Below are 3214 nucleotides of genomic sequence, written 5' to 3'. Positions count from 1 at the left end.
AAAACAAACTCTCGGTGAACGTGTCGGCGCCGCGCATGATCTCCAGTGGGCAAGTGGTGGTTCATCTATCAACGCTTCACGAACTCTGCGCGATGACGTGTTTCAGCGGTACTTCAGCAACCTGTTAAGAGCGACGTTTACGCAATACAAGCGTTTCCGGAATGTCGTTGGAGCAGTTACGGAATCGTATGGGGCAGAGCACTCTGCGTACTTGCCGGAGCTGGTCAGATACCACGACTATTCGATGATTTTGTTCGGCCGCTTGTTCTGTCGTGCGCGGGCCGGCATCGAGCGCAACCGGATGGTGCTCTAGGATTCTTCCCGGTTCATCCTTCTGTCCGCTCGCCTTCTCGAAGTAACATCGCGCGGCGGTCTTGTCGCGATGGGCACACGCAGCAGGAGATCGACTGTTTTACCCCCTGTCGACCGAGTAGCACAGGTACTTCTTACTGTCTCTTGGTAGGCGGAAGTCTCTTCGGCGGGTTGTGCGTCTTCTACATCATGCATGATGTACGATTCGATTCGAACGATGCTATTCGCGCGCTTAACTCGACTGGACCGATCCAGCATCGACTTTCTGTCGTGGCCACGTATTCACGAGTTCCGTGCTTATTGTAAGAGAAGGTTGCATAAGGACTGCTGAACGCGCTGAAGAGTCTTCCAGCAGATTGAGCAACAGCCGAGTTTGAGGAACGTTTCGTGAATAGCAGCGCGACGTTCGAAGCGAATAGCAGACGACGGAAATGATGCGGTCGGGCATGCGTACGCTCGGCAACCCGACGGACTTTCCTAGGTCCACTGCGATGCGGGTGACCACGCCGCGCGATGCAAGTGGGAATAGTGCGCGCGCGAAGAGCGCGTCGTATTTGTCGTGGTCGTAACCCCGTTCGGCATTGGCGCGGCGAGGGACGGCTCAAAGGCCGCCTGCGCCTGCCGCCGATCGGCACGATGGCCTCAATCAGCGGGACTAGTACAACATCCGTCAATTGGCTTTAGTAATTATCGGGTTGCAAGTAAGGCTGCAGGAGCGTGACGATGACCTCAGTCATTTCGTCGAGTGAGCCTGTACCGGCAGCGGCTCCCATCGGCCGGTGTGGCTGCGAAAGGCGGCACTATAACGATTGCGGCCGAGCTCGGTAAGGCGCGCCACAACAGTCGGTTCCTCATCATCGATGAATGATCAGCAGGTGCCGCCCGTAGGCTTGTGTGACGATCTGCTCATGACCGAGCAAGCTGCGCAGTTGACGCTGAAGTTCGGCCGCGTAATGTTTAGTGGGGATGGCTGGCATGTCTGTCTCTCGATTACGATGCGCCAGTTTGCAGCGGATAGCCCCGGAAAGTCCATTTGAAGGTGCGTGCTGCCTGATTATTCTCGCGGATAAACTGCTCGGTACGCTCGCGCAGCTGCGCGGTGCCGGTATGGCTGGCATGGCGTAGCACTCGGCGCGTGTAGCGGGCAAACCAAAGTTCGATCTGATTGACCCAGCTCGCGTGCAGCGGGGTGAAGTGGAAGTGAAACCGTTCATCATACCGCTCGTTGAATGCCTGCCAAACGGCCTGAGCGCGATGCGTATTCAGGTTGTCGCAAATCTCAGGTGCACCCGTTTAGCCCGGGTGCGCAGCCGCCACGCGCTCCATGACGGCGACCAGATCGTCCTGGGTACGCCGCTCGCGGCAGTCTGCCAGCACCTCTCCGGTATGCACATCAAGCGCGGCAATCAGCGCTTGGGTGCCGTGGCGGATATATTCAAAACTCTCTTGCGCTCGATGGCTTGAATGCTAGTCTTCTCGTCGATGCTGAGTACCACCGCGTTTCGAGGGGCCTTGCGGTACAACTTGCAAATCACATTGACCTTCTCACGAAAGGCGGGATCCGAACGGTGAAGCCATTGCTTGACTCGGTGTGGGCGCACGTCGCCGGCCTGCAAGATTCGCTGCACATGGCTGCGGCTGATCTGTTCGACAATGCCGCGCTCGATCGCGCGCGCCACTATCCCGTCCAGCGTTGGCGTAACCCGTCCCTCGGGTTCGTGTGCTTCACATGCCAACGCAATCAACTGCAGTCGCGTTTCTTGCGTGATGCGTGGCGGACGGCCGCTACGCTCACTCTCGCGCAGGCCCTGCCCACCGTGCTGTGCGCTTGCGCCACGTGCAGACCGTCTGCACCGACACGCGCAGCTCCCGAGCGATCACCGTATTCGGGTGTCCTTCGTGCGCCCACAGCGCGATGCGCGCCCGCATCACATCTCGCTGAGCCGCGGTCTTTCGCTCGATCAGCGACAGGAGTTCTTCTCGTTCTTTTTTTCCAACTTCACTGGCGCTGCATGACGACCTTGGCTCATCCCGACATGTTAGCCAACGCAATAATTCAATCAAGCTATTTACTGGATGTTGTACTAGTGGGGTGACGTGGCTACGATTGGCACCCGTCAGGATCGCCACGATGCGCGTGCCGTTGGAGGCGAGGTGATGCCTGGTCGTGCACGATCGGTGGGTTCGGACCAGTTCTTCGCCCGCCCCGATCGCACGAATCGAGGAGGAATCCACGACCACGCGCGAGAAGTCTATCTTGTCCACCGCTCGCAACCTCGGCAGCAGCATTGGGTGAAGTCGATCCTATACGCCGGCTTGTTGCCACTCACTGCCGCCGGAGCCGCATCAGGAAGGTGGTGTTGAGATCGCTGGACTGCCCAAGGGATGTAATCCGAAGAGAGTACAGCCAGCGCATGTTCAACGCAGATTTTACCACGATATGCGGTCTGCTGTGCGACCACAACCGCCTTGGCTGCTTCGGCGGGCGTTTTGCGCGCACACAGACCATCAACCGGAACTCCATTCAGCATGATGACGTGACGCATCGGCAGAGATCGGTTGACATGGATTCAATTAGTCCCAATCCCGTCACAAGGAGTGCCGTCAGGGAGCCAACATTCCTGTGGCCGGAAGTCAGAGTTTACATCAGTGGCGTGGGCCGACAGTGCGAGCATCCCGATTACCATCACACAAGACATAAGTAACGTTGCTTTCATAATTCAACTCGTTTTCAAGGCGAGACAAGATTGCATTGTTGCAAGATCGTATCGACCAGAGAGGTGGCGCCGCTTGTTCGGGCAGGGTCCCGAGATTTTTAAGTGGAACCACCGGGGCGTTCATGCTGCCGATTTGATCGCAGGCAGTGTCGCGAAGTATGCCTCATCCGGCGTGCGGTCTTCCA

The 3214-nt window shown here is 57.7% G+C and carries 2 protein-coding genes and 1 pseudogene; 1 reads left to right on the top strand and 2 read right to left on the bottom strand.

The features are described from left to right. Nucleotides 1–313, top strand: a 313-nt coding sequence (locus AB3X89_RS39170; protein WP_368587932.1) for a hypothetical protein, incomplete at its 5' end; no start/stop codon positions are given. 853 nt (nucleotides 314–1166) lie between these two features. On the opposite strand, the gene AB3X89_RS39165 is transcribed toward AB3X89_RS39170, so the two are convergent. Both AB3X89_RS39165 and AB3X89_RS39160 read right to left on the bottom strand, forming a co-directional pair. Then, complete coding sequence (locus tag AB3X89_RS39165; protein ID WP_260186047.1) at nucleotides 1167–1289, bottom strand: hypothetical protein; 123 nt, start codon at nucleotides 1287–1289, stop codon at nucleotides 1167–1169. A gap of 22 nt (nucleotides 1290–1311) precedes the next feature. Further along, nucleotides 1312–2364, bottom strand: a pseudogene (locus tag AB3X89_RS39160) (IS630 family transposase); the annotation flags it as partial. Between the last annotated feature and the right edge of the window lie 850 nt (nucleotides 2365–3214).

The organism is Paraburkholderia sp. BR14320, from assembly GCF_040948665.1.
Lineage (GTDB): Bacteria > Pseudomonadota > Gammaproteobacteria > Burkholderiales > Burkholderiaceae > Paraburkholderia > Paraburkholderia youngii.
Note: the sequence above shows the minus strand (reverse complement) of the source record. Positions and strands in the feature narration are given on the sequence as shown.

Excerpts from the sequence above, each read along its gene's own strand:
- AB3X89_RS39165 (WP_260186047.1), bottom strand. The coding sequence starts at position 1,289 with ATGCCAGCCATCCCCACTAAACATTACGCGGCCGAACTTCAGCGTCAA.